Here is a 23,645-nt window from a genome sequence, read left to right on the forward strand (position 1 = left end):
CAAACCCCCTAAGTAATGAATTTTTTACATTGATTTTCCCCCTTTTTGCCGTACTCGATGAGTGCGGCAATTTTTTTGTTTTAAGTCACAACTCCCCTAGTGCCGGAGCGTTTCCAATACCGGGTATTCATGGTAATCTTTTAGGAGAGAGTAGAGATATGAGAAGTGAAAGGATGAGGTGAATGGCAAAGAAGGGTAATGTGACTGAGTTAACGGATGATCTTACAGCTTTTCTAGAAGGGGAAAAGCTCGTCATGCTTTCAACAATCGATCACGAAACTGGTATGCCTAATGTATCTGCAATTTCATGGGTGAAAGCGTTAAATACGAAGAACATTCGTTTTTCTGTTACGACTAATTCGAGGACGGTTGAAAATGTGAAGGAAAACCATGGCGTTGTTCTATCGATCATCGGGTTAGAAACCGTGTATTCTATACAAGGGAAAGCCTCTATTCTAGAAGAAGCCATGAGTGGTGTTTCTTTAAAACTAGCCAAGATTAACGTAGAAGTTGAACAAGTCTTAGAGTCCATGTTTTGGGGTGCAAAGATCACGGCTGAGCCACAGTATGAGAAAACCTATAATAAAGAAAAAGCGAAAGCATTAGATGAGGAAGTTTATCAAGCACTGATGAACTAACTTCCAACTTTCTATCAGACTTTATTTATGCTTTAATAAAGAGTAAGAAACGTAATCCGTGCTGTCACATAACATGACACTCGCATCATGAAACGAGGTTGATTCCCATATGGAGTGGGGAATGATAATTGATTCTCTAAATGAAGAGACGATAAAAGAATGGCTTAATCAATACGCAGCACTTGGTCCTTTACCTGGAATTCTGCTTCCGATGTTGGAAGCTGTCCTTCCAATATTGCCGTTATTTCTATTTGTAGCCGGCAATGCTGCGGCTTACGGATTCTGGTTCGGTTCGTTGCTATCGTGGTTAGGCGCATCTCTTGGTGCATTGCTTGTTTTTATTGTGGTAAGAAAATTTGCAAGGCAGCGCTTCATGGGATTGATTACAAAACATAAAAAGATCGATAAAACTCTGCGCTGGATAGAGAGACATGGATTTGGAATGGTATTTCTTTTGCTATGCTTCCCGTTCACGCCATCAGCTCTCATCAACGTTGTCGCAGGTTTGTCTAATATGAGTATTAGAAGTTTTGTGCTAGCTGTTCTTCTTGGAAAAATGGTCATGATCGCAATCGTATCGTTCATTGGTCACGATGTATTTTCACTGATTCACCAGCCACTTCAGCTCGTATTGATCGTAGTTGCCATCAGCTTGCTGTGGGGTGCAGGAAAAATCATCGAACTAAAATTGAACCAACGCCCAAGAAAAACAAGAATCGAAGATCAATCAAGATAAGCCATGCCGGTATGCGGCATGGCTTTTGTAGTACTCGGTTTGTGGGCGGGGTGGAGTGGTATGTTGGGGTTAGAATCATTTTAGTTAGACAATAAAAAATGATTTTGGCTAATAAAATGCTGATTTGGACAATAAAACCTTGATTTGGCTAATAAAGTAGGGATTTGGCTCATGACAGTTGTGCTCGGTGTGAGATATCGGCGAAAATTTGAGCGATATCAGCGATATTACCGATATATCAGCGAAAATGCGAATTATATCAGCGCTTTTTTCAATATATCAGCGAAAATGGGGGTTTTATCGGCGAAACGCTATTTTGAGAGGTTGGATGGCTCCGTTTCTAACCGCTCGTCTCCGCTTTTCGTGTCTAGCTGCGGTGGCCAGGCTCTCGAGACGCTTCACCTTTTCGATTGAACACAAAAAGCGTGTTCATTCGAAAAGCCTCCAGCGGTTGTCGAGCCTAAACGGGCCACCTCCGCTTTTCATGATGTCCAGCTCCGACTCGCAGAAACTGCGCTATTTCACTCTTTCAACTGAACACAAAGAACGTGTTCAATTTCAAGAGTTCCAATAGCTCCGTTTCTAACCGCTCGTCTCCGCTTTTCGTGATGTCCAGCTCCGACTCGCAGAAACGGAGCTATTTCACTCTTTCAACTGAACACAAAGAACGTGTTCAATTTCAAGAGTTCCAATAGCTCCGTTTCTAACCGCTCGTCTCCGCTTTTCAATCAATCAATAAAACTTCTTCTTATCCCTCTCTTCCTTCAAAATCTCCACTGCTTCTCTAAACCTCTGCGAGTGTACGATTTCTCGTTCTCTTAGGAAGGCGAGGGAGTCGTTTAGGTCTGGGTCGTCTGAGAGGTCGATGATCCATTGGTAGGTGGCTCTGGCTTTTTCTTCGGCGGCGATGTCTTCGTATAGGTCTGCGATTGGGTCGCCTTTTGCAGCGATGTAGCTTGCTGTCCATGGGACGCCTGCTGCGTTTTGGTAGAAGAGTGCTCTGTCGTGGTTTGCGTAGTGAGCTCCAAGTCCAGCTTCTTTCATTTGGTCTGAGGTTGCATCTTTCGTTAGTTTATAAATCATCGTTGCAATCATTTCGAGGTGGGCGAATTCTTCAGTACCGATATCAGTTAGTAACCCGACGACTTTATCAGGAATCGTGTACCGCTGGTTTAAGTATCGAAGGGCAGCTGCTAGCTCTCCATCTGCTCCTCCGTATTGCTCGATTAGAAATTTCGCAAGCATCGGGTTACATGTGCTTACTTTTACTGGATATTGAAGCTTTTTCTCATAAACCCACAAACGCACTCATCCTTTCATGATTAAACTTGCCACGGCCACGGTGCATCGTCCCAGTTCCATGGATAGCTGCTATAACTATTCCCGTACTGCAGGAGGGGGCCGTATTCTTTTTCGTACTTTTTCTTTAATTGCTTCCTCATTTTCGCAAATTCATTAAACTGTTTAATCGCATCGATGTCATTTGGGTGTGTATCGAGATACAATGTTAGTTCTAAAAGCACAAAATCAGTTGCCTGAAGCTCTTCGAGTAGTTCGTAATACTCCTTCGGTAGCTGTTTGTGTGACACGGTTATCCCTCCTTGTTCTTTTCGTAAGGGTCATAGAACACTTTCCAGAGCGTTCCCGATTTGAGTGCTTCTCTCGGGGAGAACTGTTCAAGACCCGGAGGTTGAAAACCTAAATAAAGATTTGGAGGTGTAGAATAGGACTTCATTCGTATAGGTTTACAAGGGTCAAAGGGGCTAATATAAGGTTCGTAATATTTCCTATTGGTGTACATTGTTCCCCTCCTCATTTTCGAATCCATACCTTTACTAGATGTATGTAATTTCCTTAAAAAAATGTTCAGGGCATCAAAAAAAGCACCCCCACTAGTTGGAGGTGCTTGGTGCTTTTACATTTTGTTAACAGTATTGTTCCATTTCGCTAGCGCATTTTTCAGTTCATGAAGATCTAATTCGAAAGGATAGTTACTGTGAACACTTGTCTTCTGTGAATCATCGAGCTTTTCATAGCTATGAACAAATTCAGTCATGTCTCTCGTGATTCGGTTTAGTTCCCATTTGAATGTATCCATTTCTTTGTTTTCCATGTCAAAAACTCCTTTTCAAAAGTTATGCTTAGTACACTATACCCTTACAGTGTTGCCTAAAACCTATTAGAGAACCACTCAACATTTGGAAGTGTTTGATGCGAACGTATCTTCTTATGATACCTATCAAATTGGTGAAAAACGTGAGATAATATGAAGAGATAGTTAGTACACGGGTACGGGAGGAGAAAGGCATGGGAGTTCAATTTGTAATTGGCAGATCGGGGAGCGGAAAAACCGATCGTTGCCTCACTGAAATTCAAAGTGAGTTAATCAAACGTCCTCTAGGCGAAACGATGATTTATTTAGTACCAGAACAAATGACGTTTCAATCGGAGTATGAGTTAGTACATAATCGCGGATTAAAAGGAATGATTCGCGCACAAGTGTTTAGCTTCACACGACTTGCATGGAAAGTCCTACAAGAAACAGGAGGGATGGCGAGACCACATTTAACGTCCGTCGGTACCAGCATGATGCTCCGCCACATTATCGAAGAAAACAAACAGAAACTTCGAATCTATCAACGCTCCTCTGACAAAACAGGTTACATTGATCAGCTCAATGATATGGTGACTGAATTTAAGCGTTACTGTTTGGAACCAGATCATATCAAGAGCTACGCAGATGACTTTTATACAACTGACGACAGAAGTTTGTTAAGAGACAAGCTATACGATCTTCATCTTGTATACGACGCGTTTCAACGAGCGATGATTGGCCATTATTTAGATTCGGAAGACTACTTACAGCTGTTAGCTGAGAAAATCTCTGAATCTAACTATTTAGAAAATGCAACGATCTGGGTCGATGGGTTTCATAGCTTTACTCCACAGGAGTTACTCGTTTTACAAGCATTGATGAAAAAGGGTGCCAATATCACCTTTACGATAACGATGGATACAGAGATGATTCCGTCTTCTGTGCATGAACTCGATCTTTTCCATGAGCCTGCTACAACGTATCAGACGTTACTTGAGATAGCGAATGAGGAAGGTATTGATGTTGACGTCCCTCAGGTTCTTAGTGAGCAAAAGAGATATCGAAACAACGAGCTCAGCCATCTAGAAGCAAACTATGGGGAACGTCCGCCTGTCTTGTATTCAGGTGAACTCGAAAACATACACGTCAATCATGCAGTGAATATACGTTCTGAAGTTGAAGCGGCAGCACGAGATACGCTGCGACTTGTTAGAGACGAGGGGTATCGCTATCGAGATATCTCTGTGATGGTTCGAGACATGTCGACTTACTATGAGCTTGTGGAGACGATTTTTACTGATCATGGTATTCCTATTTTCTCTGACCAGAAACGTACGATGCTTCATCACCCGCTGATCGAACTCATTCGATCGAGCCTAGATATTATTCAATATCACTGGCGTTATGAAGCTGTATTTCGCTGTGTCAAAACAGAATTGCTATTCCCAGATGAAGCGGAGGATAGCAAAGCTCAGATGAGAGATCGGATGGATGAGCTTGAGAACTACGTGATCGCGAAAGGAATCAAAGGTTACCGGTGGAGAACTGGAGACCGATGGAAAGCGAATATTTACCGTCAATTAGAAGACAAAGAAACAGTCTCATCAGAAGAAATTGAAAAGATGGAAGACCGTCTGAATCAAACGAAGGAATGGATTGCAGATCCTTTAGAGAAATTTGAGCGGAAAATGAAAAGTGCCAAGACGGTGCGAGAGAAGTGTGAAGTTCTCTATTATTTCCTTGAAAATTGTAACGCTGCTGAAAAGGTAGATCGATTAAAAGAGCAGGCTGAAGAGGCAGGTCAGCTAACGAAAGCGCGAGAACATGATCAGGTTTGGGATGCCGTGATCGCTCTTCTTGATGAAACTGTCGAGCTAATCGGAGACCAGGAGCTATCGGTCGATCAGTTTACGAAGCTTCTTGAAGCTGGTATCGAAAGCATGAAGTTTGCACTCGTTCCTGCGTCACTTGACCAAGTTGTGATCGGTAGTATCGATCGAACACGTTTTACGAACGTGAAGTGTGGTTTTTTACTTGGTGTGAACGATGGTGTGTTGCCTGCAAAAATTCAGGATGACGGATTGTTAAGTGAACAAGATCGAGAGAAGCTAGAAGAACAAGGAATTCAGCTGGCGCCAGGATTAAAGCGAAGGTTATTAGACGAAGAGTTTCTTATCTATCATGCGCTATCTACACCTTCAGATTATTTATGGATAAGCTGCCCACTCGCAGATGAGGAAGGAAAAGGACTACAGCCTTCAATCGTTATGAACCGTATTCAGGAAATGTTCCCTGACCTTACTATTGGACTGAAGTTTGCTGAACCAGGTGAAGAAGCAGTAGACGAATTGTCATTCATTACGAATCCATTGAAAACGATCGGAAGACTTACTGGTCAGCTTCGCCAGTGGCATAGAGGTTATCCGATCAATGGTATCTGGTGGGATGCATATAACTGGTTTGTCGATCACAAAGATCAAGAGAGCAGTAAGTTGAGGTTAATCGAAAGTCTGTTTTACCGCAATAAAGCTACGAATCTCTCAGTGGAAACGAGCCGTGAGCTATACGGATCGAATATCCAAGCGAGTGTCTCGAGGATGGAGCGGTATCAGTCTTGCGCCTTTTCTCAATTTGCCTCACATGGTCTAAGGTTGAAAGAACGTTCAACGTTCAAGCTAGAAGCCCCTGACATCGGTCAGCTTTTCCATGCATCGTTAAATATGCTTGCAGAAACAATCAAACAACGAGACTGGGATTGGAGTAAGCTTTCGACAAATCAATACTATGAACTTTCTGGTGAGATCGTTGAGCAGCTTGCACCAAGACTTCAAAATGAAATTCTACTAAGCTCAAACCGGTACCACTATATTATGAGGAAGTTAAAACAGGTCGTAGGACGTGCATCATCCGTACTCGGACAGCAGGCAAAACGAAGTGGGTTTCAGCCCGCTGGCCTAGAGCTAGCATTCGGTCCTGGACAAGAGCTGCCTCCGATTCAATTCAAATTGAGAAATGGTTGTACGCTTCAGTTGATCGGACGAATCGATCGAGTCGATCAGGCATTCAAAGAGGATGAGCTTCTTCTAAGGGTCATCGATTATAAATCGAGCGGAACGTCTCTCGATCTGTCTGAAGTATACTTTGGGCTTGCGCTACAGATGCTTACGTATTTAGATGTAGTGATCTCTTATTCACATCTATGGCTTGGAAGAGAAGCAGCTGCTGCAGGAATGCTCTATTTCCATGTTCATAACCCGATGCTCCAAACCTCATCACCAACACAATCGGCCATACAGAGGGAGCTTTTCAAGAAGTTTAAGATGAAAGGGCTCCTACTCGCTGATAAAGATGTGGTTCGGTTGATGGATGATACGATTGAGATGGACAAATCGGATATCGTACCCGCTGCGTTAAAGAAAGATGGGAACTTTACTAAGAACTCATCGGTGCTCTCTAGAGATGATTTCGATGCGCTCCGATCGTATACAAGAAAAACGATTCAGCAGATCGGTACAGATATTTCTGATGGGAAAATCGATATCGACCCGTACAAAATGAAAGATAAAATTCCTTGTACGTTTTGTTCTTATCGCTCATTTTGTCAATTTGATCAGGCGATGGAGGATAATTCATACAAAGTGATTCCTGTAAAAGATGATGAAACGATATTAAGGAGTATGAGAGAGAAAGGAGGAGACGATGATGACGGAATTCATTAAGAAGCCAGAAGGCTCTAACTGGACGGATGCACAATGGGAGGCGATTGCTGCACGAAATCAAGATGTTCTTGTGGCTGCTGCTGCCGGATCGGGGAAAACAGCTGTCCTCGTTGAACGCATCATTAGACGGCTAGCGGACGAGAAGGACCCAGCTGAGGTCGACCGCATTCTTGTTGTTACATTCACAAACGCAGCGGCTGCCGAAATGAGACACCGAATTGGAGAAGCGCTTGAAGCGAGGCTAAAAGAAGATCCTTCATCTCTCTATTTACGAAGACAGCTCTCGATGCTAAACAGAGCATCTATCTCGACTCTCCATTCCTTTTGTATGGAAGTCTTACGCCGCTATTACTATGAAATCGACCTTGATCCTGCCTTCAGAGTCGCAGATCAAACAGAAGCAGCTCTTCTTCGAGAAGAAGCGATGGAAGAGCTCTTTGAGGAACATTATAGTGATGAGAACAACGAGGCATTCTTTGAATTAGTTGACCGTTATAGTAGTGATCGAAGTGATATCGATCTTCAGCAGCTCGTCGAAAAACTGTATCACTTCTCATCGAGTCATCCGTGGCCAGATCAATGGTTATATGAAAGTGTCGTTCAGTACGAAAATGCAGGGAAACAAAAGTTCGATGAATTGATCTGGGTGAAGGAGCTTAAGAAAGATGTCATCTTGCAGCTTGAAGGGATGAAAGAACTTCAGGACAAATCGATCGACCTAGCATCCTCTGCTGAAGGTCCAGAACCTTATCTTGAAACTCTTCAGAAAGAGCGCACGATGGTCACAAATGCTCTCGAATCAGCACATGACTCATGGTCTTCTCTTAAAGAGAGCTTTGAAGCCTTTCATTTCGGTAGACTTAAACCATGTAAAGGTGATCAGTATGACCCTCTGAAAATCGATGCCGTAAAAGGTATGAGAGACAAAGTGAAAAAGACTGTTCAGAGCTTGCAGGAAGAATTATTCCAAAGAACGGCAGAGGAGTATGTGGAAGATCTAGAAAAGTTAGCACCTCATCTACGCACACTCTCACAGCTTGTGAAACAGTTCCGAGAACGTTACAAACTATTAAAAAAAGAGAAGGGACTTGTTGACTACAGTGATCTTGAGCATTACTGTCTCTCTGTTCTTCTCGATGAGGATTCCACGCCAGAATATCCTATCCCTTCTAGTGCTGCTAGAGAATATCAAACACAGTTTGCAGAAGTGTTGATCGATGAGTATCAGGATACGAATTCAGTTCAAGAAACAATCTTGAATGCAATCAGCCGTAGTGGTGATACAGCTGGGAATCGCTTTATGGTTGGTGACGTGAAGCAGAGCATCTATCGGTTCCGACTAGCAGAGCCAGGTCTCTTTCTTTCAAAATATAAAACATTCGGACGTTCATCTGACGAGCCCTCTAAGCGGATCGACCTTGCGCGAAACTTCAGAAGTCGTGAAGAAGTTCTTAATGGGACGAACTACATTTTCAAACAAATCATGGACGAACGCGTTGGAGAAATTCAGTATGATGAAGCAGCTGAACTGATACCTGGCGCAGATTACCCTTCATCTGAATCAGTCGTTCCTGAAGTTCACTTGATCGACCAAAGCAAAGAAGTGGAAGATAGCGAGGAGGACGTTGAGAAAGTTCAGCTAGAAGCACGTTTGATGGCATCGCGCATCAAGACGATGATGGGCAAAGGTGAACAGGAGCGTGCAAAAGTTTACGACCGAAAAGAAGACCGAATGAGACCTGTTGAATACAGGGATATGGTCGTACTACTCAGAGCAACCGCAAGCTCTGCGCCAGTCATCCTTGAAGAATTAAAGCAGGCAGGAATCCCCTCGTATTCAGATCTTGCTACAGGCTATTTTGAAGCGACAGAAGTAGCGATCATGATGAGTCTTCTCAACGTGATCGATAACCCGTATCAGGATATTCCGCTCGCCTCAGTGCTTCGCTCTCCTATCATTGGATTAACAGAGGAAGAACTAGCTAGAATACGAATCCATGAGAAGAGGTCGAACTATTTCGAAGCGGTACAAACGTATGTAGCGAATGAATCTGATGATCTTTCTAGCAAGCTTTCAGATTTTCTAGAAAACCTTAACCAGTGGCGTGACCAAGCTAGACAGTCTTCTCTTGGCGAGCTGATTTGGCAATTGTATCGAGAAACGAACTATTATGAGTTTGTAGGTGGAATGCCTGCAGGTTTGCAGCGTCAGGCAAATTTACGTGCATTATATGATCGTGCAAGACAGTATGAAGCAACATCATTTAGAGGTTTATTCCGTTTCCTACGCTTTATTGATCGAATGAAAGAGCAAGGTGGCGATCTTGGCACTGCACGAGCGCTCGGTGAGCAAGAAGACGTTGTCAGAGTCATGACGATTCACAAAAGTAAGGGGCTCGAGTTCCCAATCGTTTTTGTTGCAGGAATCGCAAAACAGTTCAACTTACGTGACATGGTGAATCCGATGCTCATGCATAAAGAGCTAGGAGTAGCTTCAAAGTTTATCGATCCGATCAATCGCGTGACGTATCCGACGCTCCCTTATTTTACACTTCAAAAAAGGATGCGACTTGAAATGCTCGCAGAGGAAATGCGGGTACTGTATGTTGCGTTAACGAGAGCGAAAGAGAAGCTGTATTTGATTGGTACCGTGAAAGAATGGGAGAAAGAGCTATTAACCTGGACAGGTGCTTCGACAGAAGAATGGCTGCTTTCAGATTTTGAACGATCAAAAGGAAAATCCTATTTAAGCTGGATCGGACCATCTCTACTAAGGCACCGTGATTTAGAGAAGATTATTGATGAAGTCGCCGATATTAAGAAGCCAGCTGCGGTGTACAACCACACATCTAGGTGGGACCTAACCATTCACTCAGCAGCTGACTTTGCTGAAGTAGAATCTGAAGATGTAGAAAGACAAGAGGAGTATGAACGGTTACTTCGTGAGAAAAACAAGATTCCTGAGAGCAGTCCAAATCAGGAAGAAGTCGTTAATCGATTGAGCTGGTCGTATCCTCATACTGCTGCTACAGAAACGAAGTCAAAGCAATCCGTAACAGAAGTAAAACGACAGCGTGAAGTTTTTGCGGACGAGCGCAGTGATTCTACGATCGTCAAAGGGTTTAAACAGTCCTTAAAAGAACGACCTCGGTTCTTGCAAAGTAAAAAGCTTACTCCTGCTGAAAGAGGTACGGCCATGCACGTGGTCATGCAACACCTTGACGTGCCCCGTGTCGCTGATGAGATGTCAATTAGAGAGTTAATCGCTCGTCTTGAACAAAAAGAACTGTTAACATCTGAACAGACGGAGGCGATTGATGAAGCACAAATCGTGCAGTTTATTGATTCTCCTCTTGGAGCAAAGATGAGGAATGCAAAAGCTATTCATAAGGAAGTTCCGTTCAGTCTTGGTGTAGATTCTAAGTGGATTTACTGTGAATTTGAAGGCGAACAAGAAACGGTCGTCCTGCAGGGTGTCATCGACCTTATTATCGAAGAGGAAGATGGATTAACGCTAGTCGATTACAAAACAGATGTTATCGAGAATCGGTTTACTTCTGAAGAACAGATTGAAACGACGATGACGAACCGCTACTCAACACAGTTACGATTATATGAAAAAGCAATCGATGAAATATGGAACATGCCATGTAAAGAAAAGGTGCTTTACTTTTTCGATGGTGGTAGATTGGTAACGATCGATTAACGTGCTGGCCGGGCTGATGTCCGGCTGGCTTATTTATTCAAAATACGTTCTACATACAAATTTTGTTTGCAAAGGAGTGAAGAAGATGAAGTTGCTTCATACAGCAGATTGGCATCTAGGAAAAACGCTTGAAGGAAGAAGTAGATTACCAGAGCAAAAAGAGTTCCTCGAAGAGCTCATCACCATCGCAGATGATGAAAATGTGGATGCCATCTTAATGGCAGGAGACGTTTTCGACACGGTAAATCCACCAGCGGCTGCCGAAACGCTATTTTACGATGCTGCAGTTAAGCTAACCCAAAACGGCGAACGACCGCTTATTATTATTTCTGGAAACCATGATAGTCCAGATCGCCTGGCAGCATCACGTCCCCTAGCGGATCGAAACGGGATTACGATCATCGGGTTTCCTACAGCAGAACGCCTTCAGCTGACAGTTCGTAATGGTCAGAAGCTTTCCATAGCAGCTCTTCCTTACCCATCAGAATCTCGTTTGAACGAATGTCTTACTGAAAGTCAGGAAGAAGGAGTGTTACAGCTCGCTTATGATGATCGTGTAGAGAAACTGTTTCACGATCTTTCCTCTGATGTACCGGATGACGCGGTGCATATTGCGATGAGTCATATTTATGTTGCTGGGAGTAGAGAGACTGATTCAGAGCGGCCGATTCAAGTCGGTGGTGCTTATACCGTTTCTGCTAACTCATTGCCTGAACAGGCTCAGTACGTCGCGCTTGGGCATCTTCATCGTCCACAAACGATCACAAGAGGTTCTGCTCTCGCACGATATTCTGGATCCCCTCTCGCGTACAGCTTTTCTGAGGCGAGTCATGCAAAATCAGTCACGCTCATTGATGTAGAACCAGGTGGTCTCGCACATATTGATGAAGTCCCTCTTCAGTCAGGAAAACCACTAGTGAGGTGGGTTGCGGATCAAGGAATCGAACAGGTATATACGTGGCTTGAAGAAGGAAAAGATCAGGATGCGTGGGTCGATCTTGAGGTGCATTTACGCGATACTCTCTCAATAGAGGAAATTCATAGATTACGAAGTAAACATGAAGGTTTTATCCATATAAGACCTGTTTTTAATAAAAGTGAAACAAAAAACACGACAGCTAATTCAAACCTTCCGATCGACGAACTTTTCAAACGTTTCTATGAACAGCAGACAGATGGAGGAGAACCTGACGAAGAGCTAGTTCGCTTGTTCTTAGAACTTTCTGAAGGTGAAGAAGATGAGTAGGAAGGGAGGAATGAAAGAGTGAAGCCACTACGATTATCTGTATCAGGTCTTCATAGTTTTCGAGAATCACAGGTTGTTGATTTCGAAGCGCTATGTCAGGGCGGCGTCTTCGGGATATTTGGCCCGACCGGAAGTGGTAAATCATCGTTGCTCGATGCGATGACACTTGCGCTATACGGGAAAGTCGAGCGTGCGACGAACAATACGCAGGGAATCATGAATCATGCGGAAGACACACTTTCTGTATCATTTACATTTGAACTTAGTGAAGGTGTTCAATATCGGGTCGAACGAAGTTATAAGCGGTCAGGTGATATTTCGGTCCGCTCAACAACATCTCGCCTTGTAGAGATTACGAGTGAAGAAAGCATTCTCGCTGATAAGGATCGCGATGTATCTCAACGAATTCAAGAAATTCTTGGACTGACGATCGATGATTTTACCCGAGCCGTCGTTTTGCCACAGGGTAAGTTTGCGGAATTTCTTTCTTTAAAAGGGACAGAACGGCGCCAAATGCTTCAAAGACTTTTCCAATTAGAGAAGTACGGTGATCAGTTCAATCGCAGATTAAAGGCAAGAGTGGATCAAGAGAAAAGCGTGTTGAATGAGCTGACGGCAGAACAAACCGGCCTCGGAGATGCTTCAAAGGAACATTTGAAAGAGGCGAAGGAAGCTCTGAAAAGCGCAGAAGATGCAGCAGAAAAGGCAACGAATGAGCTTAATGCTTCGAAAAAGAAGCGACAACATGCGGAGCGAATTTGGTCTCTTCAGCAAGAGCTTACTCAATTAACGAATAAAAAGACGAGCCTTCTTACAAAAAGTGACGAAGTTAACGAGCTTAAGACTAAGATTAAACATGCATTTGCAGCTTCTGAATTAAAACCATACCTCGATACGCTTGAATCTACCGAGAAAGAGGAAGAAGAAGCGCTTCGTCGTTTTGATCAAACGAAACAACAGCTAACAAAAGCGACAAAGCGTTATGAAGCTGCTAAGAAGAGCTATGACGATATACGAAAGAAACAGCAAACAGAAGAGCCGCAACTCATCAAGAAGCTAAATGACCTTGAACGAGGGATTAAGCTTGAGAATGATCTTACTAGCTTGAAAAAAATTCGTAATGCTAACCTAGAGAAATCAAATAAAATTGAAGAAGAATCAGCTGAAGCAAATAATGCCAAAGAACAGGCAGATTATGATTTAAAAGTAGCGAGGTCGCTGCAAGAAGATTTGAATCGTAAGCTTGAGAACTTGCAAATTCCGAATGAAGAAAGAAAACGACTGTCGACAGCTCAACAACTAAAGCAAGAATACGAAAGCGTATCAAAACAATTACAAGAAACAGAAGAGGAAGAAGAGAAGATTAAGAGCGAAAAATCCTCTCTTGAAGCGTCGCAGAACGACATGCATGACACGCTGAATAATACAAAAGAAAGCTATCGTTCGCTTTTCCGCAAGCTGCTAACCAGCTACGAAGGCGTATCTTCATGCAAAACAGCAATCGACAAACGTATTGCGAGATTTAGTCAAACGATTCATGAAGCCTACCAGAAGCTCGAAAATAGTAGAACGCATGCGATTGCAATTAAGCTTGCTTCAGAACTTCAAGAAGGAGAGGCTTGTCCAGTTTGTGGAGCGACCGAACATGTTGATCTTGCGAGAGGGGAAGATCAGACCCTTGAATGGCAGCACAAGATCGAGCAAACAGAGCAAAAGCGAGAAGCACTGAAGGATAGTCTCATGCAAGGAAAGCAGCTACAATATAAACTCGAACAGCTATCTGATACGATGATTGATCTTGATGAAGGCGTAAGAGAGATTAAAGCGGAACAAAAACCCGTTGATTTATCAGAAGATCTAGTTACAGAGTTGAAGTCTTTTGCTCAAGATGTAAGGGAGTTAGAAGAAGCGATCAGAAGTGTAGGAAAAGACCTGCAGGAGTATAGTTCCACTGTTTCAAAAAACAGTTATCGCCTTGATCAGGTTAACCGCAATCTCGCATCCCTCTTAGAGAAAAAGGCAGCATTCAGTGCGAGAGTAGATGAACTAAAGCGAAAGATAAAAGAAGACCTTTCTCTTGAAGTAGATGAGATTGAAGAAGAAGTAAGAAAGCTTGAAAAGATGGACGGTGATGCGGAAGTACTTCGAGAGCGTTTATCAAAAAGCATTCCTTATATCGAGGAAAAAGAAGAACGATCTACCTTTTTACAAGAAAAAGTGCAAACACTAACCGTTCAAAAAGCGGAGATTAAGAGCACCCTCCATCAGAATAATGAACAAGTCAATCGTGACGAACGGGAGCTAGTTGAACTAGTTGGCGAAGGTTCAGCACAAACCTTGTATCAAAACGTCGAAGAGCAACTGAATAATCTACGAGATTCTGAGAAAAAGGCTCGAGAAGAACTTACTAAGCTGGAACAAGATTATCAGAAAGCAGAGCGACAAGCAGCTGCTGATGAAAACTATGTAAAAGACGTTCGAGTGCGTTTAGAAAAAGCGAGCTCTTCCTATGAGAGAGAACAAAAGGAATCGATTTTCTCAAATCGAGAGAGTGTTAGGGCTCAAGAAGTGTCAAAACAGTCTCGTTCTGAGTGGGAAGAAGAAGTAGAAACGTATGATAAAGAATGGAATCGTGTTATTCACGGAATCGAAGAGCTAGAAACAAAACTAGCTGGCGAGAAGATTTCGGAAGATGAATGGAAAGAAGCAGAAGAGTCTGCAAGAGAAAAGCAAAAAGCAAGAGACGATGCACACTCTCAACTTGCGGCAAGCCGTCATCATGTAGAAGACGTCACGAAAAGGCATGAGCGCTTCATGGAATTAGAACGTGATCGAAAGAAAACAAGTGAAGAGCTCGAAAAGCTAGGGAAGCTTCAAGCAGTGTTCCGCGGAAATAGTTTCGTAGAGTTCATCGCTTCAGAACAGCTAGAGCAGGTTAGTCTCGATGCATCACAAAAGCTAGGGGATCTGACTGGTCAGCGCTATGCCCTCGAAGTTGATTCTTCTGGTGGTTTCCTTATTCGAGATGACGCAAATGGGGGAGTGAAGAGACCTGTTTCTACGCTATCAGGTGGCGAGACGTTCTTGACCTCTCTTTCGCTTGCTCTTGCACTATCAGGACAAATCCAGCTGAGAGGAGCGCATCCTCTTCAATTCTTCTTTTTGGATGAAGGATTTGGGACGCTCGATGAAACATTGCTCGATACGGTGATCACCTCACTTGAAAAGCTGCAAACCGAAAGTCTTTCAGTCGGCGTAATCAGCCACGTTCCTGAGTTGCGCGCAAGACTTCCACGAAAGCTTGTCGTAACACCTTCTGAGCCTTCAGGTAAAGGAAGTAGAATACAATTAGAGACGCTATAGTTCTACCCTAGGCTGCCGAGATGATTCTCGGCAGCTTGTTTTTTCTCACATCCATACAATAAATGTAAAGAATTGATGAAAGAGACTGTCAAAATAACGTATTTTATGTAAAAATATGATTAGTAGTTGAGGTAATTAACGTAGGAGGAACATGGATGTCGCACTCTATGAAATTAGGAAAAGGAATTGTGAAACCTTTTACTCATTTTCGAACGTTGCGTTCGGCTTATCGATTAAAAGGTTCATGGTGGCGTCTTATCTTGCTCAGCTTGCTAGCTTTCGTTGTAACCGCATCAACGTCTTTTTTGAACATCAAATACGCTGGTGAGTTACCTGAGTATGCAGGATTAGAGTCGAGCGAGAAGCTACTATTCGTATTAAGTGAAGTCATATCTGATGGTGTTTTAGGAATACTTGTCTTTTTCTTCATCATTCTTGTTGGAGCGCTATTATTTTGGCCATTCTTTCAGGATGTTGGATTTAAAAGACTCTCATTTATACATAGTTACGCTGTATTTATTTTATTGATCGGAATGATCGTGCAGCTGCCATTTATTATTTTTCTCCATGAACCTTCATATATTTCACCATTTAGCATCGGTGTCTATATCGACATCTTCGTGGATGATTCATTCTGGTTATTTTTTAGCTATAGTTTGTCGCTGTTTCTTGTATGGTCCATCATTGTCCAATATGCAGCGATCAAACAAGCAACTTCTCATAAAAGAAGTTTTGTCATTACCATAATCATCATTCTCGACATCACACTCGCTTTCGTGATGGCATATTTCCGAACGGCATTTTAAATGAGAGGTGGATTTCGAATTGAATCGTAAGTCGCTCTTGATCAGCATAAGTCTCGGTCTGCTTCTTGTAGCCTTCGTAACTGTAAACACACTCGTCATTCAACGAGTACTAGCAGGAGAGAAGGAGCTCGAAACGGTATCGGTGAAGAAAGAAACGTTTGAAGATGTAAATAGCTTCGATGGACTACTCGTTCCTCAAGATGAAGAAGTATACTATTATCAGCGAACTAGAGGCGAAATCTCAGAGTTTCTTGTCGGAGAAGGTGAAGAAGTTTCGATCGGAACTGCACTATTTGAATATGAATCCGATCAGGACATAGATGTTTCTGAATTAGAAGCAGAGCAAAACAAAGTGGAAACTGAGATCGATGTGTTGGACGACCAACTGAATGACCTCTCATCACAGGCTTCGACAATTCAACTGAATTCTGAGCTGAATGATGAAGAAAGAATTCAACTTCTACTCGGTATCGATGAACAAATACGAGAAACAGAGTATCAAAAGCGATTAGCTGAGCTAGACGCGAAAGAACTAGATCGCAAAATTCAGGCTGCTGATCAGGAAGAAGTTGAAAGAGAAATAGAATCATCATTAGAAGGAACGGTTACTCAGCTTAACCGAACGCCTGAAAATGGGGAAGCAGTTGCGAAAGTAGACTCAAATGAGTTAGCTGTTCAAGGGTCTGTCTCAGAACTTGACTATCCGCTACTCGCAGTTGATCAAGAAGTAACGATCAAAGCACCTGCATATCCAGGAAAGTCTGTAAGCGGTCGAATCACGATGGTGGAAAACCGTCCTTACTCGATTGAGGAAGAATCAAGCTATTTTCATTTTACCGTGTTGATGGACGAAACAGAGGACATGACAGCGGGTACGCATGTTGAGATCGAAGTTCCTCTTCATCAGAATGTTGATGCTCCGATCGTACCTCGGGAAAGCATCATCAACAAAGATGATGTCTCGTACGTCGTTGTAGTTGAGAAGAAAAAGCTTAAGCTACGAACGATCGAAACGGGCAGGGTGAAAGACAACGCTGTCGAAGTCCTAACTGGACTCAAGGTGAATGAGAAGGTATTGAAAAGACCAAGAGAAGAATTTACAGAGCTTCTAACGGAGAAGAAACAAAGCGATGAGGAAGCAAAAGAATAAGAAGACGGCCTGCACGTTACTGCAGGCCTTTTTTTACACATAAACGAAAGGAGATACAGTAATGAAGTACATTTCATTTCTTTACAAAGGACAAAACAGATTTGGTGTTTGGCTTGAAGAGGAGGAGGCGGTCCTTGACTGTTTCTCGTATTTTCAAGCAAAAGGTGAAAGCGTTTCAACATTATTAGATTTCATCTCAAAAGATCGGCACGATGAGATCGAAATCTTACTTCAAGAAAGCAAGAATTGGTATCACGTATCCATCGAAGACATCACGCTTACCGCTCCAATTCAGCGGCCGTTAAAGAATATCTTTTGTGTGGGCAAGAACTATAAAGACCATGCGATCGAGATGGGGAGTGAGAAGGATATCCCTACAAATCCAATGATTTTCACAAAAGCACCGACAAGCATCGCAAACCCGAATGAGCTGTTGTCGTTTTCTTCAGAGGTTTCCACTCAGCTTGATTATGAAGGTGAGCTTGCAATCGTCATTGGTAAAGACGGGAAAGGAATTTCTCGAGAGGATGCAATGGATCATGTCTTTGGGTATACGATTGTAAATGACATCACGGCTCGTGACCTTCAAAAGAAGCATGGGCAGTTTTTTATTGGTAAAAGCCTTGATCAATCATGTCCGATGGGCCCTGTTATTCTCCATCACTCTGCTTTGGAAGATCCTCATAAGCTCAATATCGTTACGACGATCAATGGTGAAGTAAGGCAAGACGGAAATACGGAAGATTTGATTTTTGATATACGTGAGCTTGTCTCAGTACTTTCAAAAGGGATGACGCTTGAAGCAGGTGACATTATCGCAACAGGGACGCCTTCTGGTGTCGGGAAAGGGTTTAAGCCGCCAAAATTTCTAAAGCATGGTGATAAGATTGCGATTTCAATTGAAGGAATTGGCTCTCTTCAGAATGAAGTTAATATAGGGTAAGTGTTTAATAGCTCCATAAAAAAGGAAACGTATAGGAGATTTTAGTTTATCAGGAGGGTTAGCAAATGGAGAAGTTTCATTATATTAATGGAGAATGGACAGGGCAGGATTTAGAAAAGATCGAAGTAAGAAATCCAGCAACAAATGAAGTCGTTGGATCTGTTCCACTCGGAGGTAAATCCGAAACGAAAAAAGCGATCGATGCTGCACATAACGCTTTTCCAGCATGGTCTAATCTAACTGCATATGAGCGTGCATCATACTTAAAAAAGCTTCATTCACTCATGATGGAACATGAAGATGAGTTAGCAGAATTGATGACGAAAGAAATGGGTAAGCCTCTCCATGAATCGAAAGGAGAAGTAGCGTATTCTGCTTCATTCGTCGAATGGTTTGCTGAAGAAGGAAAACGCGTATATGGACGTACGATTCCTCCGCACAAAGAAGGAAGAATGATGGAAGTTCGTAAGCAGCCTGTCGGCGTTGTTGGGGCGATCACCCCATGGAACTTCCCCGCTGCGATGATTGCTAGGAAGCTAGCACCAGCTCTTGCTGCTGGGTGTACGTTCGTGGTCAAGCCGCCTTCTGCAACGCCTTTAACTGCTGTTCGACTCGTCGAGCTTTGTGAAGAAGCCGGAATTCCAAAAGGAGTCGTGAACCTAGTATCAGGAAAGTCTTCTGAAGTTGCAGGTGAACTGATGAGTAATCCTCACGTGAGGAAAATCACGTTCACGGGATCTACAGAAGTTGGGAAGAAACTGATGGAACAAGCTTCAGAAACGGTTAAGAATATTTCTCTTGAGCTAGGAGGTCATGCGCCGATCATCGTTCTTGATGATGCTGATATTGAAAAAGCTGTTGATGGCGTCATTGCATCTAAATTTAGAAACGGTGGCCAAACATGTATCTGTGGGAACCGAGTGTATGTTCAAGAGAAGATTCACGATGAGTTCGTCGAACGGTTTGTTCAGAAAACAAAAGAACTTAACGTTGGTAATGGTCTTGAAAAAGGGACGGACATCGGTCCTATGATCGACAAAGATGGTTATGACAAAGTCGATAAGCACGTGAAGAATGCAACGAGTCAAGGAGCAACAGTTGCGCTAGGTGGAGAAGGATACGAAGAAAATGGGTGTTACTTCTATCGCCCAACGATCTTAAAAGATGTAACACCTGGCATGTTGATTATGAATGAAGAAACATTTGGACCGGTAGCACCGATTCAAAAGGTATCTACTGATGAAGAAGCGATCAAATATGCAAACCAAACGCCATTTGGACTTGCAGCATACGTATTCAGTGAAAGCGTACGAAGAGGGAATGCCGTTGTAAACGGTTTGGATTATGGGATTGTAGGTTGGAACGACGGAGTGCCATCTGCTGCACAAGCACCGTTCGGTGGTATGAAGCAAAGTGGTCTTGGACGTGAAGGTGGTCATGAGGGAATCGAAGCTTACCTTGAAACCAAATATGTTTCGATAGGATTATAAGGCATTAAGGAAGCCCCGCTGAAGATCAGATCAGCGGGGCTTTTAATTTATACTGAAAGTACATCTTTAATTTGATCGATCGCCCAGTTAAGGTCCTCTTCACTAATGATGAGTGGAGGCGCAAAACGGATGACTGTTTCGTGAGTTTCTTTACAGAGAAGACCTTTCTCTTTTAGTTTCTCACAATATGGGCGAGCTGCTTCATGAAGCTCGACTCCGATGAAAAGACCGCGTCCGCGAACTTCTTTAATCGCTGGGTTGTCGATTTCTTTTAACTTCTGTTGGAAGTGGTTACCTAGTTCGAGGGAACGGTCAGCTAGCTTCTCATTTTCAAGCACTTCGATCGATGCGATGGAAACTGCACAAGCGAGCGGATTTCCTCCAAACGTTGAACCGTGTGAGCCTGGAGTGAACACGCCAAGAACGTTATTGTTAGCCGCAACACACGAAATAGGAAATACGCCACCACCAAGTGCCTTGCCAAGAATGTACATATCAGGCTCTACGTCATCCCAATCACAAGCGAACTTTTTACCTGAGCGGCAAAGGCCAGCTTGAATTTCGTCAGCGACGAAGAGAACATCATTTTTCTTACAATACTCAAACGCTTCTTTTAAGTATCCTTCTGGTGGGATATTGATTCCTGCTTCACCTTGGATCGGTTCGAACAGGAAACCAGCTGTATTCGGTGTGATCGCTTTCTTAAGCGCTTCAATATCACCGTACGGGACGAGCTTGATACCAGGAAGCATTGGACCATAGCCACGCTGATACTCTTCTTCAGAAGATAGAGAAACAGCTGTCATCGTACGTCCGTGGAAGTTTCCTTCACATGCGATGATCTCAGCTTTGTCTTTTTCAACACCTTTTACTTCATAAGCCCAGCGGCGCATCGCTTTTACAGCTGTTTCAACAGCTTCAGCGCCCGTGTTCATCGGTAACACCATGTCTTTGTTAGTAAATTCGGAAATCTTACGATAAAACGGTCCGAGCTGGTCGTTGTGAAATGCTCTAGAAGTTAATGTGACGCGATCGGCTTGGTCTTTGAGAGCTTGAATAATCTTTGGGTGTCTATGACCTTGGTTCACTGCAGAATATGCGCTGAGCATGTCCATATAGCGGTTTCCTTCTGGGTCTTTTACCCATACACCTTCAGCTTCTGCGATGACGATCGGTAATGGATGATAGTTGTTAGCTCCGTATTGCTCTGTCATCTGAATAATATCTTGTGTTTGTACCATAATACTCCGTCACTCCCGTCTATTTATTCATGTCACACTCCCTCATTATAACAATGAATCTATCTCCTTCATATCATTTGAGTCAAAATAATCTGATAGTTTTCGAACGAATCCTACTTCATGATAAAATAGGTTTGTCGCAATTATTCTGAGGAGGAACAATACTATGCTTCATGCACATTACACTGCGTTTGTATTAACGCTTTTGACTTTTCTCATTAGCTATTTCCTTATGAGAAAAGGAAAAATGAAAGTCCAAAAGATCACCCATATGGTGCTTCGGACGTTATATGTATTAACAGTAATTTCAGGAGTTATTCTCGTTTCAGGATATAATTTCTGGGGCCCTTCAATCGTAAAAGCAGTTCTAGCAATCTGGTTGCTCTCATCGATGGAGATGATTCTAGTAAGGGGTAAGAAAGGTAAGTCGATATGGCCCTTCTGGCTACAGTTTATGTTTTCCTTCTTTCTTGTCTTCTTTTACGGGTATTCTGTACTACATCTATATCAATTATGAATGTCAAACCGCCATTGTTGTGGCGGTTTTTTCTATTAAACAAATGGATATTTCTACCGATATATAGAATAGGGTAATAGACTTGTTTTTGTTATAAAGGTATTCGTATTCCCTTCTTTTTGATATCATTGAACCATTAGAAGTCGTTGGTTTTACATAGAACACAAGATGAGAATTCAATCTTTACTATCATTCTACATGCAGGAGATGAACGAATTGGATGGAGGAACAAAGGCATTATCTCATTTGATAAAGGCATCAACAGAAGAGTTAGAGTCGCTCGCTGCTAGTTTGCAGCAGTCTGAGCAGCGATATAACTCCCTATTTGAACAAAATCCTAACCTCGTTTATTCTGTTGACGTTTTCGGTAAGATTACTAGCGTTAACCCTGCTCTTAAACCGTTGTTAGGGTATAGACCTGATGAAGTGATGGGTAACTATTCACTGAATTTTGTAGCTCAGCGAGATTTCTCAAAAACAAAAGAAAAATTTGAACTTGCTCTTAGAGGACAAGCGCAGTCTTATGATGTGCATTTAATCCATAAGTCAGGAGAAAGTGTTCTTTTTACAATTACGAATATCCCTATTATTGAGAATGGGGAAGTGGTTGGCGCTTATGGAATCGGAAAGAATATCATGAGGCAACTAAGGGCAGAAGAGAAGATCGCGCACCTTGCGTACTATGATGTTCTAACAGAACTACCAAACCGTCTTTTGTTTGAGAACTTACTAGAAGAATCGCTAAAAGCACGTGATGAAATGCTTGCTGTCATGTTTGTTGATTTAGATCGTTTCAAACTCATCAACGATAGTCTTGGTCATCAACGGGGTGATCATATTCTGAAACTCGTTACAGCAAAATTGAGAGATGCAGTAAAAGACGATGCTGTTCTTGCAAGGTTTGGTGGCGACGAGTTTACAATGATCCTTTCTGGTATGAATACCGAGAATGATGCGTTGTGTCTTGCAAAACGAATCATCGATGAGTTAAAAGAGCCGATTGTTTACAATGAAGTGGAATATTTCATGACAGTAGGAGTCGGAATCAGTATTTCCCCACATGATGGCGCAGATATGGATGAATTGATGAGAAACGCATATATCGCTTTAGACCGAGCGAAAAAGCAAGGCGCCAATCATATTGAATTTTATAGAGATGAGATGAATGATCAGGCATTCGAGAGGCTAGAGTTAGAAAGCTATCTACGTAGAGCGATTGAGAAGGAAGAACTAACGCTTTACTATCAGCCGCAGGTGAATCTTGATGAACAAAAGATCTATGCGTGTGAAGCTTTGATAAGGTGGAATCATCCTAAGTTAGGATTAGTGTCACCTGCCGAATTCATTCCACTTGCTGAAGATACGGGACTTATTGAAGAGATTGGGATATGGGTGTTAAACGAAGCGTGTACACAAACAAAGATGTGGCAGAACTTGGGCTACGAACATCTATCGATTAGCGTTAACGTTTCTGGACGTCAATTCCAGAGTGAACATTTCGTTGAATCGGTTCGAGATGCGTTAACGAAATCACAGCTATCCCCTCATTCTCTTCATCTAGAGGTAACGGAAAGTACTACACTGGTCAATACCGAATATAGTATTTCAATGTTAAGACAGCTAAGAAATATGGGAATCAAAGTTTCGATCGATGACTTCGGAACGGGCTACTCATCACTAAGTTATCTTAAGGATTTTCCACTGGATATCTTAAAGATCGACCAATCGTTTATTCGTAACCTAAAAGAAAACAGTGCGGATGCAGCGATCGTCAAAGCGGTTATCACGATGTGTGAAGGCTTGAATTTATCAATCGTCGCAGAGGGAATTGAAACAGAGGAGCAAGGCGAGATCGTCAAAAGGTTTGGATGTAATTTCGCGCAAGGGTTCTTTTATAGTAAACCACTAAATAAAGAACACTTTGAAAAACTTCTTACATCTCGTGAATTTCCGCTCGCCACTTAAGTGTGCTTACACCTATCAAATCCAGTTGAT

17 protein-coding genes are annotated in these 23,645 nt (G+C 42.6%); 12 read left to right on the top strand and 5 right to left on the bottom strand.

Annotated elements, in window-relative coordinates; translation table 11 throughout:
- Nucleotides 1-182 precede the first annotated feature (182 nt).
- Both LCM09_RS10565 and LCM09_RS10570 read left to right on the top strand, forming a co-directional pair.
- Complete coding sequence (locus tag LCM09_RS10565) at nucleotides 183-638, top strand: pyridoxamine 5'-phosphate oxidase family protein (RefSeq protein WP_224881370.1); 456 nt, start codon at nucleotides 183-185, stop codon at nucleotides 636-638.
- Between the two features lie 121 nt (nucleotides 639-759).
- Nucleotides 760-1,374 carry a TVP38/TMEM64 family protein gene (locus LCM09_RS10570; protein WP_224881372.1) on the top strand — a complete coding sequence of 205 codons (615 nt, stop codon included), beginning with the start codon at nucleotides 760-762 and terminating at the stop codon, nucleotides 1,372-1,374.
- A 732-nt stretch (nucleotides 1,375-2,106) separates the two neighbouring features.
- Here the strand turns inward: LCM09_RS10570 and LCM09_RS10575 are convergent.
- From LCM09_RS10575 to LCM09_RS10590, 4 genes are all read right to left on the bottom strand, one after another.
- Nucleotides 2,107-2,676, bottom strand: coding sequence for a manganese catalase family protein (locus LCM09_RS10575; protein WP_224881374.1), 570 nt, complete (start codon nucleotides 2,674-2,676; stop codon nucleotides 2,107-2,109).
- A gap of 20 nt (nucleotides 2,677-2,696) precedes the next feature.
- Entirely contained in the window at nucleotides 2,697-2,963 is a 267-nt protein-coding gene (locus LCM09_RS10580) for a spore coat protein CotJB (protein ID WP_224881376.1), read from the bottom strand.
- A gap of 2 nt (nucleotides 2,964-2,965) precedes the next feature.
- The gene (locus LCM09_RS10585) at nucleotides 2,966-3,175 is read right to left on the bottom strand and encodes a spore coat associated protein CotJA (RefSeq protein ID WP_318246522.1); all 210 of its coding nucleotides are present in this window, start codon (nucleotides 3,173-3,175) and stop codon (nucleotides 2,966-2,968) included.
- Between the two features lie 114 nt (nucleotides 3,176-3,289).
- Nucleotides 3,290-3,487 (bottom strand): hypothetical protein, encoded by a 198-nt coding sequence (locus LCM09_RS10590; protein WP_224881378.1) that lies wholly within the window; start codon nucleotides 3,485-3,487, stop codon nucleotides 3,290-3,292.
- Between the two features lie 194 nt (nucleotides 3,488-3,681).
- Between LCM09_RS10590 and addB the strand changes: the two genes are divergently transcribed.
- From addB to LCM09_RS10630, 8 genes are all read left to right on the top strand, one after another.
- Entirely contained in the window at nucleotides 3,682-7,188 is a 3,507-nt protein-coding gene (addB, locus tag LCM09_RS10595; RefSeq protein WP_224881379.1) for a helicase-exonuclease AddAB subunit AddB, read from the top strand.
- Nucleotides 7,169-10,894, top strand: coding sequence for a helicase-exonuclease AddAB subunit AddA (gene addA, locus LCM09_RS10600; protein ID WP_224881388.1), 3,726 nt, complete (start codon nucleotides 7,169-7,171; stop codon nucleotides 10,892-10,894). The genes addB and addA overlap by 20 nt, the downstream gene beginning before the upstream one ends.
- An 85-nt stretch (nucleotides 10,895-10,979) precedes the next feature.
- On the top strand, nucleotides 10,980-12,140 hold the full coding sequence (locus tag LCM09_RS10605; RefSeq protein WP_224881390.1) for an exonuclease SbcCD subunit D: 1,161 nt from the start codon (nucleotides 10,980-10,982) through the stop codon (nucleotides 12,138-12,140).
- Between the two features lie 18 nt (nucleotides 12,141-12,158).
- On the top strand, nucleotides 12,159-15,503 hold the full coding sequence (locus LCM09_RS20915) for an AAA family ATPase (protein WP_224881392.1): 3,345 nt from the start codon (nucleotides 12,159-12,161) through the stop codon (nucleotides 15,501-15,503).
- A 155-nt stretch (nucleotides 15,504-15,658) separates the two neighbouring features.
- A complete protein-coding gene (locus LCM09_RS10615; protein WP_224881394.1) occupies nucleotides 15,659-16,309 on the top strand; it encodes a hypothetical protein in 651 nt (216 codons plus the stop codon).
- Nucleotides 16,310-16,328: 19 nt separating this feature from the next.
- On the top strand, nucleotides 16,329-17,459 hold the full coding sequence (locus LCM09_RS10620) for an efflux RND transporter periplasmic adaptor subunit (protein ID WP_224881396.1): 1,131 nt from the start codon (nucleotides 16,329-16,331) through the stop codon (nucleotides 17,457-17,459).
- A gap of 61 nt (nucleotides 17,460-17,520) precedes the next feature.
- A complete protein-coding gene (locus LCM09_RS10625; RefSeq protein WP_224881398.1) occupies nucleotides 17,521-18,402 on the top strand; it encodes a fumarylacetoacetate hydrolase family protein in 882 nt (293 codons plus the stop codon).
- A 65-nt stretch (nucleotides 18,403-18,467) separates the two neighbouring features.
- The gene (locus tag LCM09_RS10630; protein ID WP_224881400.1) at nucleotides 18,468-19,892 is read left to right on the top strand and encodes an NAD-dependent succinate-semialdehyde dehydrogenase; all 1,425 of its coding nucleotides are present in this window, start codon (nucleotides 18,468-18,470) and stop codon (nucleotides 19,890-19,892) included.
- Between the two features lie 47 nt (nucleotides 19,893-19,939).
- On the opposite strand, the gene LCM09_RS10635 is transcribed toward LCM09_RS10630, so the two are convergent.
- The gene (locus LCM09_RS10635) at nucleotides 19,940-21,133 is read right to left on the bottom strand and encodes an ornithine--oxo-acid transaminase (RefSeq protein WP_224881402.1); all 1,194 of its coding nucleotides are present in this window, start codon (nucleotides 21,131-21,133) and stop codon (nucleotides 19,940-19,942) included.
- Between the two features lie 166 nt (nucleotides 21,134-21,299).
- Between LCM09_RS10635 and LCM09_RS10640 the strand changes: the two genes are divergently transcribed.
- The gene (locus LCM09_RS10640) at nucleotides 21,300-21,650 is read left to right on the top strand and encodes a DUF1516 family protein (protein WP_224881404.1); all 351 of its coding nucleotides are present in this window, start codon (nucleotides 21,300-21,302) and stop codon (nucleotides 21,648-21,650) included.
- 216 nt (nucleotides 21,651-21,866) lie between these two features.
- Nucleotides 21,867-23,615, top strand: a complete 1,749-nt coding sequence (locus tag LCM09_RS10645; RefSeq protein ID WP_224881406.1) for an EAL domain-containing protein — start codon at nucleotides 21,867-21,869, stop codon at nucleotides 23,613-23,615.
- The last annotated feature ends 30 nt before the right edge of the window (nucleotides 23,616-23,645 follow it).

The sequence above is a fragment of the Guptibacillus algicola genome (assembly GCF_020171805.1).
Taxonomy (GTDB): Bacteria; Bacillota; Bacilli; order Bacillales; family Guptibacillaceae; genus Guptibacillus; species Guptibacillus algicola.

What these genes read in the sequence shown, in the direction of transcription:
- LCM09_RS10585 (WP_318246522.1), bottom strand. Translation starts at nt 3,175, where the DNA reads ATGTACACCAATAGGAAATATTACGAACCTTATATTAGCCCCTTTGAC.
- addA (WP_224881388.1), top strand. Translation starts at nt 7,169, where the DNA reads ATGATGACGGAATTCATTAAGAAGCCAGAAGGCTCTAACTGGACGGAT.
- LCM09_RS10625 (WP_224881398.1), top strand. Translation starts at nt 17,521, where the DNA reads ATGAAGTACATTTCATTTCTTTACAAAGGACAAAACAGATTTGGTGTT.
- LCM09_RS10570 (WP_224881372.1), top strand. Translation starts at nt 760, where the DNA reads ATGATAATTGATTCTCTAAATGAAGAGACGATAAAAGAATGGCTTAAT.
- addB (WP_224881379.1), top strand. Translation starts at nt 3,682, where the DNA reads ATGGGAGTTCAATTTGTAATTGGCAGATCGGGGAGCGGAAAAACCGAT.
- LCM09_RS10565 (WP_224881370.1), top strand. Translation starts at nt 183, where the DNA reads ATGGCAAAGAAGGGTAATGTGACTGAGTTAACGGATGATCTTACAGCT.
- LCM09_RS10615 (WP_224881394.1), top strand. Translation starts at nt 15,659, where the DNA reads ATGTCGCACTCTATGAAATTAGGAAAAGGAATTGTGAAACCTTTTACT.
- LCM09_RS10635 (WP_224881402.1), bottom strand. Translation starts at nt 21,133, where the DNA reads ATGGTACAAACACAAGATATTATTCAGATGACAGAGCAATACGGAGCT.
- LCM09_RS10605 (WP_224881390.1), top strand. Translation starts at nt 10,980, where the DNA reads ATGAAGTTGCTTCATACAGCAGATTGGCATCTAGGAAAAACGCTTGAA.
- LCM09_RS10630 (WP_224881400.1), top strand. Translation starts at nt 18,468, where the DNA reads ATGGAGAAGTTTCATTATATTAATGGAGAATGGACAGGGCAGGATTTA.
- LCM09_RS10640 (WP_224881404.1), top strand. Translation starts at nt 21,300, where the DNA reads ATGCTTCATGCACATTACACTGCGTTTGTATTAACGCTTTTGACTTTT.
- LCM09_RS10590 (WP_224881378.1), bottom strand. Translation starts at nt 3,487, where the DNA reads ATGGAAAACAAAGAAATGGATACATTCAAATGGGAACTAAACCGAATC.